We start from the raw sequence: 14,743 nt of genomic DNA on the forward strand, positions 1-14,743 counted from the left end.
CAAAAAAGACAGGGCGCGGAGATGAATCCGGCCCTGTCTTTTATGATTCCAGCCATTCCGGCCGCACCGGATCCACAATGTCCAGTGCCTTGCCGTTAAACGGATGGGTGAAAGAAAGCTTTGCTGCGTGGAGCCTGTATGAACCGCCCCCGGAAGGACGTCCCCCGTATAGCACATCTCCAATAATCGGATGGCCGAGATGCGCCAGATGGACCCTGATCTGATGGGTGCGGCCGGTGTCGAGGTCAAGTTCCACAATGTTGGTGCTGCCTTTTTCTGCAATCACCTGATAATGGGTGACCGCATGCTGTCCGGAAGGGGAGACCCGCCTTCGGGTGGCATGATGGCGGTCTCTTCCGATTGGAGCGGAGACGGTGCCGCTCCGTTTTTTGAACGGTCCTTCTGTCTCGGCAACATAGGTGCGCCGGATTGTTTTTTCCTCGAGCATCCGGTCGAACACGGCCTTTGCAACCAGATGCCTCGCAATCAGTACCAATCCTGATGTTCCCTTATCGAGCCGGTGCACATGCTCCGCGTAAGGGCCGAACCGGGCAACGACCCGGTTCATCAGTGTGCCGGTTCCTTCTGACTCATTTGGATGGACGGCCAGCGCCGCGGGCTTATGGACAATGAGGCAGTGGGGGTCTTCGTGGATGATGTCCAGCTCACTGCTTTCCGGAACGTAATCCGACTTTGCATCGGGCAGGCGGATGGAAAGAGCCGTGCCGGCTGGCAGCGGTTCATTCCACCGGACCTGTCTGCCGCCCTTAAGCATCACCGCGTCCGCCATGCGCAACTCGTGGACGGTCTTACGGCCCAGGCGCCACCGGTCCCTGAGAAGCTGCTCGACAGTCAGGCCTTCTTCGGTTGAATAAGTGAATTCCATGGTTTCACCTCTTTAAAAAAGCCGCGCTTGCCGCGCGGCTTTTGATTATTTTGCGTATTCGTTAAAGAAAGCCTCGATGTTCTCATCCGGCTGGGCACCGACCATGCGGCCGACTTCCACGCCGTCCTCGAAGTGGATCAGTGTCGGGGTGGCTTCAATCTGATACTGGATAAATCCGTCCTCATACTCGAGAAGGTTGAACTGGTCAATCTGGACATCCATATCTTCCGCAATCGGCATGAGACGAGGCGTCATCTCCTGGCAGTATTGGCAGGTCGGGCTGAAGAAATAAGCAGTGACCGGCTCGCCGGATTCGATTTTCTCTTCAAGTTCGTCAGGGAGGATGATGTTCTGGTAGTTCTCGTCATCCAGCTGGTCGATTGTCGCCTGCTGGAGGTCCTTGTCCCCGTAAGGGCTGTTTTCCAGCTTGGACTTGTTGGCCTGGTTCGTGAGGAAGATGATCATTGCGAAAACGACGATGACCGCTCCTCCGATGATTAGCAGTTTTTTCATGGGAAATTAGTTCGTCTCCTTCTGCCGCTTCAGCATGAGAAAACTGATGACGGCGATGATGATGAATGCGATCAGGGCCAGAAACGGAATCGTCACAAACCCGAACCAGTTGATGTAGGCACCCGTGCAGCTGACCTGGCCGCAGGACGGTGCGGAGTCCTGAAGGGCAGGGAGCTTCTGGATCCCGTAGTGATAGAGCGAGATCATGCCGCCAATGACCGACAGAGCCAGGGTATAGGCGGCTGCCCGGAAGTCTTTCCGGAAGTAGGCGACAGCACCGATCACCACAATCGGATACATCAGGATCCTCTGGTACCAGCACATCTCACACGGGATGTATCCGCGGACCTCCGAGAAATAAAGAGATCCGGCCGTCGCGACAAGCGATACCGTCCAGACGGCCAGCAACATATTTTCAAGGCGTTTTTCCATAGAAGGCGCTCCTGACATTTGATTTCATTCTGATTATAGGGGGAGTGTTCCGGGCTTGACAACGATTTTGTCCCGGAGCCGCATTGAGCGGTGACAACTTGGTGGCGCATTCTGCGTAGCGGATACGTTTAGTTTCTCTCGTCCGGGGAAAAGAAATAGAGTTTTCCAGAGCGGCCCGGACGGCGTATAATGGGCTCAATGTATGGAAAGGGGGCTCTGTCATGTCGGAGCAATTTGATCTGTCATCATTTGAGAAGAGTATGGTCATCCGGGAGATGACCCATGACGATATTGAATCGATCCTGCGGATGCAGGACGAATGTTTCCCGGGAATGGATCCCTGGGAAAGGGCACACCTCGAAAGCCATCTGAACATCTTCCCTGAAGGCCAGTTCGTGGCGGAGCTCGACGGAGAAATTATCGGCTCCTGCTCAAGCCTCATCATCAACTTCGATGAATACGACGACCGTCATACATGGGACGATGTGACCGACGAGGGCTACATCACCAATCACAATCCGGACGGCTACAATCTGTACGGGATCGAAGTGATGGTGCATCCGGATTACCGGAGGATGCGCGTCGGCCAGCGGCTGTATGAAGCCCGCAAGGATCTTGCCCGCGCACTCAACCTGAAGTCGATCGTCATCGGCGGACGGATCCCGAACTACTATAAATACGAAAAGGAAATGACACCTCGGGAGTATGTGGATGCCGTATCCCGCCACAAAATCTATGATCCGGTGCTGTCATTCCAGCTGATGAACGACTTTACGCTCATGCGCGTCAACCCGGATTATCTGCCGGATGACAAGGCGTCGCGCAAGTACGCGACGCTCATGGAATGGAACAATATCGACTACAAGCCGCAATCCAAGCGCCACTTTAAGACCAGCTATCCGGTACGGATCTGCGTGGTCCAGTACCAGATGCGACAGATTACCAGCTTCGAGGACCTGGCCGGCCAGGTGGAGTATTTCGTGGATGTGGCGTCGGATGCTTATTCCGACTTTGTCGTATTTCCGGAAATCTTTACGACCCAGCTGATGTCGTTCCTGGACGAGCCGGTCCCGAGCATCGCCGTCCGCAAGATGACCGACTACACCGAGGCGTACATCGAGCTCTTCACGGATCTTGCCGTGCGCTACAACGTCAACATCATCGGCGGATCCCACTTCGTGAAAGAAGAGGACGAGGAGATCTACAACATCGCTTACCTGTTCCGACGGGACGGCTCGATCGAGAAGCAGTACAAGATCCACATCACGCCGAACGAGCGGAAATGGTGGGGGATTTCTGCAGGCGATGCGGTCCGCGTCTTCGATACCGACTGCGGCAAAATCGCCATCCAGATCTGTTACGATATTGAATTCCCTGAACTGGCGCGCATCGCGACCGACATGGGCGCGAACATCATCTTCACGCCGTTCAACACGGAGGACCGGCAAGGATATCTGCGCGTCAGGTACTGTGCACAGGCCCGGGCTGTCGAAAACCAGGTGTACACGGTCATCTCGGGGACGGTCGGCAACCTGCCGCAGACCGAGAATATGGACATCCAGTATGCCCAGTCGGCGATTTTCGCGCCATCCGACTTTGAGTTCGCACGTGACGGCATCGTCGGCGAGACCAACGCCAATGTTGAGATGGTGCTGATCGGGGACGTCGACCTCGAAATCCTCCGGCGACAGCGCCAGGACGGCACCGTCAAGCAACTGAAAGACCGCCGGCATGATGTGTACCGGGTGGAATATAAAAAAAGCTGAGCCAGCAAAGAGCCCCGTAACGGAGGCTCTTTTTGCCAATGGCCGTGTCCTCTTTGTGAAAAAGATGGTTAGCCAATCCCTATTCGGGTAATGATGGATAGGCACAGCACAGTTCACAAGGAGGAATTCATCATGGAAACCAGCAAGTGGCTGAAACTCGGTGCAGCGGCATTTCTTTCTGCAGGCATGCTCGCTGCATGTGGCGGCGGGGATAACGAAGATGACAATCTGGACGAAGAGGATCCGGTTGAAGAGCAGGCACCTGCCGGAGACGGCGGTACAGGCGAAGGCAATACCGGCGACGACGGAACCGATGGTGGCGAAGATACTGATGTAAACGTTGATACGGATTCTGAAACCGATACCGAAACGGATACCGAATCGAATGATGGCGATGCAAATGACGCCAATACGGATGACACTTCAGATGAAGAAGATATGCTGAATGAAACCGATGAGGAAAACGACAACTCCTGATATCATCAATGGAACAGCCCGGGGCTAATCGCCCCGGGCTGTTGATGTTTCTGGGAATGTCAGCCCCCGTTTCGGATATGTTCGCCGCCGCTTGCCGTAACGGCGTTGACGATCGGCTGGTACCGCTGGAGCATGCGCCCGCGGTCAAACTGATAGGTCCTGCCGTCTTTCATCTTAAATTCCAGGGATTCGACGAAGAGGGTACCGCCTTCCTTGGCCAGATTCTCCGTGACCATTTCGAAATCCGTCCACTCATAGACCTGACTCGTAAGGGTGAAGGGCCCGTTGATCACAAAGTGTTCAGGTGTGTAGTAATAGTAGTCCTTTAGGGTAAGCAGAATACCCAGGGCTCCGACCGCGAACAGGGCAAGAGAGATGGTCCATTTCTTCTTTTTATCCTCCATCACGGCAAACAGGACAAACACGGAGGCGAGCGCAAGAAAGCCGATTCCTCCCGTGATGAGTGACCACCCGCTTGTGCCGATCATTTCCGCTTCCGGTGTGATGAAACCTGTTTTCAGCGGGAGAAGAATGGCCGCGGGACCCAGGAAAGCAAGGATCGACAGGATGATCGCAATGGTGAAGGAAATGACTCTTCGCTGATCCACGACATCATACAAAATAAAAAACCCCCTTATCTTTCTGTAATCATGCCCTGGTGCCTGGTTAGAGGCACTTTCCATGCGTACTTGGGAAATGGGCTGTTCAGAATGTTTCCAACCTTATTACGACTATGCTCATGAAAGGTTTCAAATAACTTGCAAAATAGCCGCCTGTCTTCATTTCACAAACATTAATTGGGGATTGGCGTGCATAGGATAGAAGACGAAAAGGGGGAGATCGTCTTGTCAAAAGGGAGGTATTGGCTGTACGGAATCGTGGTATTGGCCGGTTTGGCGATTGGGGTGGCCGTGACGTATCTCATGGCTTCGTAAAGCAGACGATTATAATAAAATGATTCCCGAGTACCTATGATTGCTTTGCCCTGATTTAATCGTCAGGTACAACATCAAATGAAGGGGCTGTCTGAAACTAGGGTTCAGCACATAGCAAACGGCACGGACGCCGGGAGACTCCTCGAAAATGCTTCGCATTTCCTTCTTGCGAGGCGGATTCGAGGAGATTTTTCTGTTTCGACCAAAAGTGAAGCGTTGGTCAGCAGAGTCCGTGCCGTTTGCCGTATCATGTGTAAATCTTAAGTTCTCGGACAGCCCATTGTTATATAGTTTGTTAACTCGTTTGTATTAACAGGTACTGCTTGTCTCAATAAGCCGTATGGCGGATTGAAGCGAGGGCCCGAAGCGGAAATCCGGAGGATTTACAGGAATAGAAAAACTGCAGACAAAGGAGTAATCCACACAATTTGTCTACAGTCTGAAGCCATGAACCCTTGGGGCTCATGGCTTATTTGGATATTCCGGCTCTATATGGACGAGGACTGTGGATAGCGGCTTTACTTTCTGCATCCGTCGCTCGATCTGCTCGGTGATGCGGTGGCTCTCAATAACATTCAATGAAGGATCGACAGTGACAGTCAGGTCGATGAAGATCATGTTGCCGTGCATCCGCCCCTTAAAGTCTTTGAGGCGGATCACCCCTGGAACGGAAGCGGCCAGATGGGCAAGTGCTTCACCCTCTTCTTCATCAAATCCGTCGGTAAGCGTGTAGACGGCTTCCTTGAAGATCGAGGCAGCAGCAAGCAGGATCAGCAGGGCAATAATCAGGGCCGTAACCGTATCGATCACAGGGAATCCGAAAATCGCTCCGGCAATCCCGGCAGCCGCACCAAAACTCACAAGGGCATCGGAGCGGTTGTCGAGGGCAGCCGCCCGGAGAGCGGAACTTCCGACCTTTTTGGCCAGCCGGAGGTTGTACAAATAGACGGCATACATAATGAGGCCGCTCGCAAGTGCGATATAACCTGTGAATGCGGAAGGCGTCTGGGCATCTTCACTATAGATGGAACCGATGGCATCCGTCAGGACCTCGATCCCTACGGCCGCCATGATAAAGGATGCGATGAGGGAAGCGATCGTTTCGGCACGCAGATGGCCGTACCGATGATTGTCATCCGGTGGTTTTTGGGAGATGCGGAGGCCGATCAGTACGGCGACCGACGCGACAACGTCTGTCGTATTGTTCAGGGCATCCGCCTTCAGTGCCTCGGACGTACCTGCAACACCGGCGATGAACTTGACGGTGCTCAGCACAAGGTAGCTGAAAATGCTGACCCAGGCCCCGCGCTCTCCCTCTTTAAGATTTGAGTAAAGGTCCATGTTCTCACCTCCGGATTGTTCAGTATACCCCAAAATACCGACCGATGTTTTCCCGGCGGAAACTTCATTAAGAATCTCTACATGACCTTTAAAGCGGGATACTGCCTTCCTGTCCGGGACAAAGAAAAAACTCCCGGAAGCAAGGCTTCCGGGAGCGGATCATGACTCCGCAGCGGCGGCATCTTCGGCCGTCAGCGGTTCAGGTTCGGTTTCAACTTTTTGTACTTCAATATAGAGGATATGGTGGCCTTCCATGTCTTTCACGAGGAACTCATACCCCTGCTCGAGGATTTTTTCGCCTTTGACGATATCAAAGCGCTTGGCCATAAACCATCCGCCGATCGTATCGATGTCCTCTTCGTCGATATGGATGCCGAGGATATCGTTCACATCTTCAATGAGCATTTTCGCATCGAAGATAAAATGCCCTTCGCCGATTGCCTGAACATCGGGCACCTCGTCGACATCGAACTCGTCCTGGATGTCGCCGACAATCTCCTCAAGGATATCCTCGATTGTGACGAGGCCGCTTGTGCCGCCGTACTCATCCATCAGCACAGCCATATGGATCCGTTCACGCTGGATTTTCAGGAGCAGATCGCTGATCGGGATCGATTCGATCACCCGTATGATCGGCTGGATAAAGTCGGACACCGGGCGGTCGCCGGCAGCCGGATCTTTGATATAGGCGGTGAGGAGATTCTTCATGTTGATCAGACCGACGATATGGTCCTTGTCTCCGTCAGTCACCGGATAGCGTGTGTATTGCTCGACGCCCATGACATCCAGTACTTCACGAAGTGTCATATCCTGTTCGACAGTCATCATCTCGGTCCGCGGTGCCATGATTTCACGGGCAATCCGATCATCAAACTCGAAGATCTTGTTTACATATTTATATTCGGACTGGTTGATTTCTCCGCTTTTCAGACTGTCTGAGAGAATCATCCGCAATTCTTCCTCGGAGTGCGCTTCCTCGGATTCCGACATCGACTTGAAGCCGAACAGCCGGATCAGCCATTGTGCAGTGCCATTCATCGTATGGATAAACGGATACATGAGCCGGTAGAAAGCGATGAGGGGGCCGGAAAAGTTCAGGGTGATCGTTTCCGCCTTTTGGATGGCAATCGATTTCGGGGCCAATTCACCTACAACGACGTGAAGGAACGTCACGACAGAGAAGGCGATGACGAAGGAAAGAATCGAAGAGGCGCTTTCACCTATCTCAAACCGTTCAAATAGGGGATGGAGCAGACGCTCGACGGTCGGTTCCCCGAGCCAACCCAAACCGAGTGCAGTGATCGTAATACCGAGCTGGCAGGCTGAAAGATATTCATCCAGATTGGAGACGACTTTCTTTGCCCGGATCGCTTTGCGGTTTCCTTCGGCGATCAGCTGGTCGATTCGGGTTGTCCTGACTTTCACAATTGCGAATTCACTCGCGACAAAAAACGCGGTGAAGGCGATTAAGGCAGCAAATGCTGCCAATCGTATGGCAATGTCCAAATAAATCCTTTGTCCATGACCCGAATGAGGGGGAGGACAAAGTGTACACCTCCTGTGAATGTAAAAAATAGTGAGTTACTTTCAATAATAAATCCGCATCAGCAAAAAGACAATAAAAAAATCCTCCCAGCCGCAGTAAATTCGTCTATTTTGTGCAGACATGCGATAATGGAAAAAACCGAATCGTGGAGTTGGAATAATGAACATTAACAGTGTAAAAGTAGACGCAAAAACAGCAGAGGCGATCCGGGCCGGCCAGCCGGTCATCCCGAAGGAGGCTGTACGGAACTCGTCTTTATTCGGAGCGGAGGGGACGCTTCTCCGTCTGCTGGATCCTTCCGGAAATTATGTGGCGACGGGCTATCACGGCCTGCAGAACAAAGGTGCGGGGTGGGTGCTGTCGCGGAATGAGCGCGAAGCCATTGACCAGGCATTTTTCTCACGGAAGATCCGCGGGGCGATAGAGCGCCGGAAGCCGTTTTTTGAAGACCCTGACACAACGGCGTTCCGCTTGTTTAACGGGGAAGGAGACGGCATCGGCGGGATGACGATCGACCATTACGCCGGCCATTGGATGGTCAGCTGGTACAGCGAGGGCATTTATTCGATGCGGCAGTTCGTCTACGCATCCCTGAAAGAGATGCCGGAGGCACGCTCTGTCTATGAGAAAAAACGGTTCGATCAAAAGGGACAGTATATGGAACAGGACGATTTTGTATTTGGAGACCAGCCGGACTTCCCCCTGATTGTGAAGGAAAATGGCATGAATTTTGCCGTTGACCTGAATGACGGGGCGATGACGGGCATTTTCCTGGACCAGCGGGATGTCAGAAAGGCGATCCGTGATGAATACGCAGCCGGCCGCCAGGTGCTCAATACATTTTCGTATACGGGGGCATTTTCGGTCGCGGCGGTTCTTGGAGGTGCCGCGGGAACGGTGAGTGTCGATCTTGCAAAACGGAGCCTTCCGAAGACGATCGAGCAGTTCGCAGTCAACGGCATCGACTATGAGGCGCAGGATATCGTCGTGATGGATGTGTTTGACTATTTCCGGTATGCCGGGCGGAAGGGACTTGAATTCGACCTGGTTGTTCTGGATCCGCCGAGCTTTGCCCGTTCCAAAAAGCGCACCTTCAGCGCGGCAAAAGACTATGCCGGTCTGCTGGAAGACGTGCTTGCCGTCACGGCTAAGGGCGGCATCGTGATCGCCTCGACGAATCATGCCGGCTTCGGGATGAAAAAGTTCAGGACCTTCATCGACAAGGCGTTCCGCTCTTCGGGCAGGAAATACCGGATCCTGAAGGAGTACCGGCTGCCGGAAGATTTCCGCACCCCGAGGAATTCCCCGGAATCCGATTATCTGAAAGTCGCGGTCATCCGGGCGGACGGGTGACGAAAAGTTTGTTAAGAGTTTGTGAAGATGCCCCATCCCCCGTGCGGATTCCGTTAGGATAGGGTGGACATCTTTTTGGAAGGAGTTTTTGGATGGAAAAGAAGGAAAGAGGGCGGTATGGCGAAATCTTATCGGCGTCGCTCAAACTGGGGCTGACATCGTTCGGAGGGCCTGCCGCCCATCTCGGTTATTTCAGGGATGAATACGTTAAAAAACGCGGGTGGCTCGATGACCGGGCCTACGCGGATCTCGTTGCGCTGTGCCAGTTTCTGCCGGGGCCGGCGAGTTCTCAGGTCGGCATCGGGGTCGGCCTGATCCGGGGCGGCATCGGAGGCGCGATGCTGTCGTGGTTCGGTTTTACAATGCCTTCTGTCATCATTCTGATGCTGTTTGCATATCTTGTTGCTGGTGACGTGCCGTTCGACACCGGCTGGATCCGCGGCCTGAAGATTGTCGCGGTCGCGATCATCCTCCACGCGCTCATCGGCATGGGTAAGAATCTGACGCCTGATATCCCCCGACTGATCCTTGCTGCGCTGGCGGGAGCAGGCGTACTTCTCATACCGACTGCCTGGGGCCAGATCGGCGTCATCGTTCTTGCCGGGCTCATCGGTTATATCTTATACAGGGGCAGACAGGACGGGAACGGCGGAGAAGAAGCAACCATCCCGATGCCAATAGGGAAAAAGGCCGGTGCGGTGGCATGGGGGCTGTTCTTCGCCCTGCTCGCGCTTTTGCCTCTGCTCCGGCAGGCCACTGATCATATTCTTGTGTCGATTACCGATATCTTCTACCGAGTCGGCTCGATCGTTTTCGGCGGCGGTCATGTTGTCCTTCCGATGCTCGAGCGGGAAGTGGTGCCGCAGGGCTACATGGATGCGGAGACGTTCATCGCAGGCTACGGTGCCGCGCAGGCCGTACCGGGACCGCTCTTCACGCTGGCTGCATACATAGGGATGATCATGGATAGCGTCCCGGGCGCGCTCGTGGCAGTTGTCGCCATGTTCCTGCCGTCGTTCCTCCTCGTCATCGGAACGCTGCCGTTCTGGTCGGTACTCCGCAAGAAAACCTGGCTGAGGGCGGCGCTGGTTGGCGTCAATGCCGCGGTCGTGGGAATCCTCGCGGCGGCTCTGATCAATCCTGTCATCCCGAGCTCGATCTTCTCTGTATGGGATATTGCTGTTGCAGCACTTTGTTTCTGGCTGCTTCAGTTCAGGAAAACCCCGCCATGGGTTGTTGTTGCGGTGGCAGGCGTACTCGGTGCCCTGATTCACGCATTCCTTTGAACTTTATCCACAATTAAAGAATCTGGTTTAATCTTGCCCATTCTTGGGCAAGATTCATATGTCAAGTGAGAATTAAGAAATTTCTCTGAAAACAGTTGACAGGGACTGATCCGCAAGGGTAGTCTGTTAAGGCAAACAATTCCAACGGAAAGGGAGGTATGGACAATGTACAACATGATCATTCAAAACGGCTTTGAAAACAACTGCATATCGCCATGCCTGCCCGCACTGCGGCCGTAATCTGACGGCACCAGTGTCTATATAGGGGTCCGGCATGCCTGCCGGACCCTTTTTCATTGAGCGCGCCTCCATGATTCGGGGGCGCGTTTTTGTGTCTTCATCAGGTATCACCGCGCAAAAGCGCGCTGAATACAAAACGAAAACCGGAAGGAGAAATGGTGATGTGCATCACAAAAGAACGCAAAATCCTGGTCAAGGAATCTAAAGAAGGCGGGTAGTCCCCGCCAGGGAGAGAAGGGATAACCAATGTTCTCAGTCTTATTTAAACTGAACTGGTTCCTCAAGGAAAACTGGAAGCGGTACACGGTGGCGCTGATCTTGCTCACCTTCACCAACATACTGGTCGTCGTTCCGCCGTGGCTGATCGGCCGGGCGATCGACACGATGTACCGCGGCGACATGACGGAAGGGCTGCTCATGACCTTTGTCGGCCTGATGCTCCTCGTCATGGCTGTCAATTATGCCTCGAACTTTATCTGGCAATACCAGCTGTTCGGCGGGGCGAATGTGATCGAGCGTGTGCTCAGGAGCCGGCTCATGAAGCACTTCCTGAAGATGACGCCGACATTCTACGAGAAAAACCGGACGGGCGACCTGATGGCACGCTCGACAAACGACCTGCGAGCGATTTCGGAAACGGCCGGTTTCGGCATCATGACGCTGATCGACTCGACGCTTTATCTGGCGACGATTTTGCTGACGGCCGGTTTCCTCGTTTCGTGGAAGCTGACATTGGCCGCGATCCTGCCGCTGCCGATCCTGGCAATCATCATGCAGGTGCTCGGCAAGAAGATCCATGAGCGCTACGTTGTCGCACAGGACGCATTCGGCGAACTGAACGATGACGTTCTCGAGGCGGTTGCCGGTGTCCGCGTCGTCAGGGCCTATGTCCAGGAGCGAGCCACCGAAGAAAAGTTCAGAAAGAAAACGGAAGAAGTATACGAGAAAAACATGGCCGTCGAGAGGATTGATGCGCTGTTTGCGCCGACATCGAAGGTGCTCACCGCTGCCAGCTACGCAATCGGCCTCGGCTATGGTGCCTTTCTTGTCTCGACAGGCGAGATGACGCTCGGCAACCTCGTCACGTTCAACGTCTACCTCGGGATGGCGGTCTGGCCGATGATTGCGATCGGCGAACTGATCAACGTCATGCAGCGGGGGAATGCTTCCCTCGACCGGGTCCACGAAACGCTGTCCTACCTGGAAGACGTCCGGGACCCGGACCGGCCGAAACGGGCGGGTCATCCGGACGATGTCACTTTCGATGATGTGACCTTCCGTTACCCGCAGTCCTCGTTGGTCAACCTGGACCGGGTGAAAGTGCGCCTCGAGCGCGGCGGGACACTCGGAATCGTCGGGAAAACCGGCAGCGGGAAGACGACCTTCATCCGACAGCTGCTGCGGGAATATCCGGCAGGCGAAGGGGAACTCAGTTTTTCCGGCGTTTCCGTCAGTGACCTGACAAAGGACGAAGTGCGGGACTGGATCGGTTATGTGCCACAGGACCATGTGCTGTTTTCCCGCTCGATCCGCGACAACATCCTGTTCGGCAAGCCGGACGCAAATGACGCGGAAATCGACGAGGCCATCCGCCTGTCGCATTTCCGCAAGGATCTGGCGATGCTGCCGGAGGGGCTCGAGACGCTGGTTGGGGAAAAGGGTGTCGCACTCTCGGGCGGACAGAAGCAGCGGATCTCGATTGCACGGGCACTTATCAAGGACCCGGATATCCTGATCCTCGATGACTCCCTGTCGGCGGTCGATGCCAAGACCGAAACGGCGATCATCGAAAACATCCGGCAGGGCCGGAAAGACAAGACGACGATCATCACGACGCACAGGCTGTCGGCGATCGAGCATGCCGACTGGATCATCGTCCTGGAAGACGGCAGAGTCACCGAGGAAGGCACGCACGACTCCTTGCTGGAAGCGGAAGGCTGGTACCGAGAACAATTCGACCGGCAGCAGATCGGGGAGGTGGACCCTCATGAATAAGGGAAAACGGCTGGTCCGCTATGCGACGGACCAGAAGCGTTATGTTATTCCCGGCGTTGTCTGCCTGGCACTTGCTGTCGCGGCAGATCTTGCCGGACCGCTCATAGCGAAAAAAATCATCGATGACCATATCGCCGGCAGTGAAGGCGGCGGGATGGAGTTCACGCCGATCCTGATGCTGCTTGCGGTCTTCATGGGTCTCGCTGTTGTCACGGCGGTGTTCCGCTACGCGGAATACCTGCTCCTGCAGAAAGGGGCGAACCGCATTATCCAGAAGATGCGGAATGAAGTGTACGGCAAGATCCAGACGCTTCCGGTCCGCTACTTCGACAATCTGCCGGCGGGCAAGGTGGTCGCACGCATCACGAACGACACGGAAGCGATCCGCGATATGTACGTGACCGTACTGTCCCAGTTCGCGACAAGCGGCATGTACATGATCGGGATCTTCGCCGCGCTGCTTTTTCTTGAGCCGGCGATGGGAGCGATCACGCTCATTCTGATTCCTGTGCTCTACATCTGGATGATTTCCTACAGGAAGTACGCCTCCAAGTACAACCGGATCATCCGCGGGAAGGTCAGTGACCTGAATGCGATGATCAACGAAGCCATCCAGGGCATGACGATCATCCAGGCTTTCCGCAGGGAAAAGCAGATGGAACAGGAATTCGATGAGCTGAACGACGAGCACTTCCGATACAAGAACAAGCTGCTGTTCCTCGACTCGGCGACGTCGTTCAACCTGGTCGACGTCCTCCGGTCGATGACGTTCATCGCGTTCATCCTGTACTTCGGCAATGTGGCGCTCTCCGCTCCGGCCGCAATCTCCGTCGGTGCGCTGTACGCCTTTGTCGACTACATCACGCGCCTCTTCAACCCGATCACGGGCATCGTCAACCAGTTCTCCCGCCTCGAGCATTCACTTGTCGCGGCGGAGCGGGTATTCGAACTGCTCGACCAGGAAGGGGAAGACGTGAGCGACGAGAAGATTGCCCGCTACCGCGGGAATGTCCGGTTCGAGAATGTTTGGTTTGCCTACAAGGGTGAAGAGTATGTCCTGAAGGGAATCGACTTCGAGGCGAAGCAGGGCGAGACGGTGGCACTTGTCGGTCACACCGGTTCCGGCAAAAGCTCGATCATGAACCTGCTGTTCCGTTTCTACGACCCGACAAAGGGCCGGATCGTGATTGACGGGACCGATATCACCAAGTTGTCCCGCCAGACGGTGCGCGACCATATGGGCATCGTCCTGCAGGACCCGTACCTTTTCACCGGAACGATCGGGTCGAACATCAGCCTCGATGATCCGAGGATTTCCCGCGAAGACGTGGAACGCGCCCTTGAGGCGGTCGGCGGTGACCGGGTATTGAAGAACCTTCCGGGCGGCATCGACGAGCCGGTCGTGGAAAAGGGCAGCACCCTGTCCGCCGGGCAGCGTCAACTGATCTCGTTTGCCCGGGCGCTCGCCTTCGACCCGGCGATCCTCATCCTGGATGAGGCGACATCGAACATCGACACCGAGACGGAAGAAATCATCCAGCATGCGATGGATGTCCTGAAAAAGGGGCGGACGACATTCGTTATCGCCCACCGGCTGTCGACCATCAAAAACGCGGACCGCATCATTGTGCTGGACCGAGGAGAGATTGTTGAGCTCGGCACCCATGACCAGCTTCTCGCCTACGACGGCCAGTACGCGCAGATGTATAAGCTGCAGGCCGGTTCGCAGGCTGCGGGGAAGACGGGATAAAAGAAGGGACTGGGCAACTGACCGGCATTCGCCAGTCTCGTCATTCGTCCGTTTAATTTCGTCATACGTCAGTTCAGTCTCGTCATTCGCACGTTTAATCTCGTCATTCACAGCCGGCCGGTTGCGAATGACGAGATTTTTGCCGTAAATGACGAAATCGGAGCGGCGAACGCTGAAATTGGTCACGTGAATGACGAAATCGAATCGCGGTGAGAGCGGTACT

General features: G+C 54.7%; 12 protein-coding genes. 6 read left to right on the forward strand and 6 right to left on the reverse strand.

Annotated elements, in window-relative coordinates; all coding sequences use genetic code 11:
- Positions 1–40: 40 nt before the first annotated feature.
- The 3 genes from C772_RS15140 to C772_RS15150 are packed head-to-tail and all read right to left on the reverse strand — an operon-like array spanning position 41 to position 1,831.
- On the reverse strand, positions 41–886 hold the full coding sequence (locus tag C772_RS15140) for an RluA family pseudouridine synthase (protein ID WP_008301381.1): 846 nt from the start codon (positions 884–886) through the stop codon (positions 41–43).
- 45 nt (positions 887–931) lie between these two features.
- Entirely contained in the window at positions 932–1,399 is a 468-nt protein-coding gene (locus tag C772_RS15145) for a thioredoxin family protein (protein ID WP_008301382.1), read from the reverse strand.
- A gap of 6 nt (positions 1,400–1,405) precedes the next feature.
- Complete coding sequence (locus tag C772_RS15150; protein WP_008301384.1) at positions 1,406–1,831, reverse strand: disulfide oxidoreductase; 426 nt, start codon at positions 1,829–1,831, stop codon at positions 1,406–1,408.
- 221 nt (positions 1,832–2,052) lie between these two features.
- Here C772_RS15150 and C772_RS15155 point away from each other — a divergent pair, with 221 nt between their 5' ends.
- Both C772_RS15155 and C772_RS15160 read left to right on the forward strand, forming a co-directional pair.
- Positions 2,053–3,597 (forward strand): bifunctional GNAT family N-acetyltransferase/carbon-nitrogen hydrolase family protein, encoded by a 1,545-nt coding sequence (locus C772_RS15155; RefSeq protein WP_008301386.1) that lies wholly within the window; start codon positions 2,053–2,055, stop codon positions 3,595–3,597.
- 132 nt (positions 3,598–3,729) lie between these two features.
- Complete coding sequence (locus C772_RS15160) at positions 3,730–4,074, forward strand: hypothetical protein (RefSeq protein WP_008301388.1); 345 nt, start codon at positions 3,730–3,732, stop codon at positions 4,072–4,074.
- Positions 4,075–4,133: 59 nt separating this feature from the next.
- On the opposite strand, the gene C772_RS15165 is transcribed toward C772_RS15160, so the two are convergent.
- The 3 genes from C772_RS15165 to C772_RS15175 form a co-directional block, all read right to left on the reverse strand.
- The gene (locus C772_RS15165; RefSeq protein WP_008301389.1) at positions 4,134–4,694 is read right to left on the reverse strand and encodes a hypothetical protein; all 561 of its coding nucleotides are present in this window, start codon (positions 4,692–4,694) and stop codon (positions 4,134–4,136) included.
- Between the two features lie 777 nt (positions 4,695–5,471).
- A complete protein-coding gene (locus C772_RS15170) occupies positions 5,472–6,350 on the reverse strand; it encodes a cation diffusion facilitator family transporter (RefSeq protein ID WP_008301391.1) in 879 nt (292 codons plus the stop codon).
- A 159-nt stretch (positions 6,351–6,509) separates the two neighbouring features.
- Positions 6,510–7,856, reverse strand: coding sequence for a hemolysin family protein (locus tag C772_RS15175; protein ID WP_008301393.1), 1,347 nt, complete (start codon positions 7,854–7,856; stop codon positions 6,510–6,512).
- Positions 7,857–8,055: 199 nt separating this feature from the next.
- On the opposite strand from C772_RS15175, the gene C772_RS15180 reads away from it, so the two are divergent.
- The 4 genes from C772_RS15180 (at position 8,056) to C772_RS15195 (ending at position 14,520) form a co-directional block, all read left to right on the forward strand.
- Positions 8,056–9,249, forward strand: a complete 1,194-nt coding sequence (locus C772_RS15180) for a class I SAM-dependent rRNA methyltransferase (protein WP_008301395.1) — start codon at positions 8,056–8,058, stop codon at positions 9,247–9,249.
- 92 nt (positions 9,250–9,341) lie between these two features.
- Positions 9,342–10,535 (forward strand): chromate efflux transporter, encoded by a 1,194-nt coding sequence (gene chrA, locus C772_RS15185; RefSeq protein ID WP_008301397.1) that lies wholly within the window; start codon positions 9,342–9,344, stop codon positions 10,533–10,535.
- 486 nt (positions 10,536–11,021) lie between these two features.
- Complete coding sequence (locus C772_RS15190) at positions 11,022–12,770, forward strand: ABC transporter ATP-binding protein (RefSeq protein WP_008301399.1); 1,749 nt, start codon at positions 11,022–11,024, stop codon at positions 12,768–12,770.
- A complete protein-coding gene (locus C772_RS15195) occupies positions 12,763–14,520 on the forward strand; it encodes an ABC transporter ATP-binding protein (protein WP_008301401.1) in 1,758 nt (585 codons plus the stop codon). Before C772_RS15190 ends, C772_RS15195 begins: the two co-directional genes overlap by 8 nt.
- The last annotated feature ends 223 nt before the right edge of the window (positions 14,521–14,743 follow it).

This window comes from Bhargavaea cecembensis DSE10 (assembly GCF_000348905.1).
Taxonomy (GTDB): domain Bacteria; phylum Bacillota; class Bacilli; order Bacillales_A; family Planococcaceae; genus Bhargavaea; species Bhargavaea cecembensis.

Bases quoted from the DNA above. Each gene is read 5' to 3' on its own strand.
- C772_RS15140 (WP_008301381.1), bottom strand. From the start codon at position 886: ATGGAATTCACTTATTCAACCGAAGAAGGCCTGACTGTCGAGCAGCTT.
- C772_RS15145 (WP_008301382.1), bottom strand. From the start codon at position 1,399: ATGAAAAAACTGCTAATCATCGGAGGAGCGGTCATCGTCGTTTTCGCA.
- C772_RS15150 (WP_008301384.1), bottom strand. From the start codon at position 1,831: ATGGAAAAACGCCTTGAAAATATGTTGCTGGCCGTCTGGACGGTATCG.
- C772_RS15155 (WP_008301386.1), top strand. From the start codon at position 2,053: ATGTCGGAGCAATTTGATCTGTCATCATTTGAGAAGAGTATGGTCATC.
- C772_RS15160 (WP_008301388.1), top strand. From the start codon at position 3,730: ATGGAAACCAGCAAGTGGCTGAAACTCGGTGCAGCGGCATTTCTTTCT.
- C772_RS15170 (WP_008301391.1), bottom strand. From the start codon at position 6,350: ATGGACCTTTACTCAAATCTTAAAGAGGGAGAGCGCGGGGCCTGGGTC.
- C772_RS15180 (WP_008301395.1), top strand. From the start codon at position 8,056: ATGAACATTAACAGTGTAAAAGTAGACGCAAAAACAGCAGAGGCGATC.
- chrA (WP_008301397.1), top strand. From the start codon at position 9,342: ATGGAAAAGAAGGAAAGAGGGCGGTATGGCGAAATCTTATCGGCGTCG.
- C772_RS15190 (WP_008301399.1), top strand. From the start codon at position 11,022: ATGTTCTCAGTCTTATTTAAACTGAACTGGTTCCTCAAGGAAAACTGG.
- C772_RS15195 (WP_008301401.1), top strand. From the start codon at position 12,763: ATGAATAAGGGAAAACGGCTGGTCCGCTATGCGACGGACCAGAAGCGT.